This window comes from Virgibacillus sp. M23 (assembly GCF_034190895.1).
Lineage (GTDB): Bacteria > Bacillota > Bacilli > Bacillales > Amphibacillaceae > Virgibacillus > Virgibacillus salarius.
The window spans coordinates 1-506 of sequence record NZ_JAWDHA010000204.1 but is presented as its reverse complement, the minus strand read 5'-3'; the positions used below and the strand labels follow the sequence as shown (position 1 = coordinate 506).

The following is a 506-nucleotide window of genomic DNA, read 5'->3' as shown; positions in this document are numbered from 1 at the left end:
ATCTATGAGCTCAAAACGCTGACGTATGCTAAAGATAAAAACGGGGCTCTGATAGAGGATGAATTCACGATTGACCCGCATACGCTTTCTGCCATTTGGTATGCACTTGATGATTATGAGGTTGCTGATATGAAAGAGACAGCACACAAACGAATCCGGCCGAACCGAGAAAGGAGGAGGTCATAAATCATGCACAATCAAACAGTCAGAGCAACTGTATTTAAAGCCAATGCCGCCGCTCCTCAGACAAAGCAAATCTATGAAGATGACTTTTCTGAGCTGTACGGTGAGGACATTATCGCTCCTCCCTATAATATCCTCGAGCTCAAAACCATTGCCGAATACTCGACCATTCTGCAGCAATGCATTGATGCGTACAGAGTGAATATTACGGGTTTTGGCTTCGATGTTGAGTACACATTTGATGTCAACGCGAGTGATGTCGATCAGGCAAAAAAGAAAAGAGCGGAAAAAGACTGGGCCAGACTCGAAGCCTTTTATAAATG

1 protein-coding gene and 1 pseudogene are annotated in these 506 nt (G+C 44.1%); both read left to right on the top strand.

Annotated features, from left to right (window positions below; translation table 11 throughout):
- The coding region (locus RVS70_RS22065) for a terminase large subunit (protein WP_321134854.1) at window positions 1-186 on the top strand (186 nt) is incomplete at its 5' end.
- Window positions 187-189: 3 nt separating this feature from the next.
- Window positions 190-506: pseudogene (locus tag RVS70_RS22060) on the top strand (phage portal protein); the annotation flags it as partial.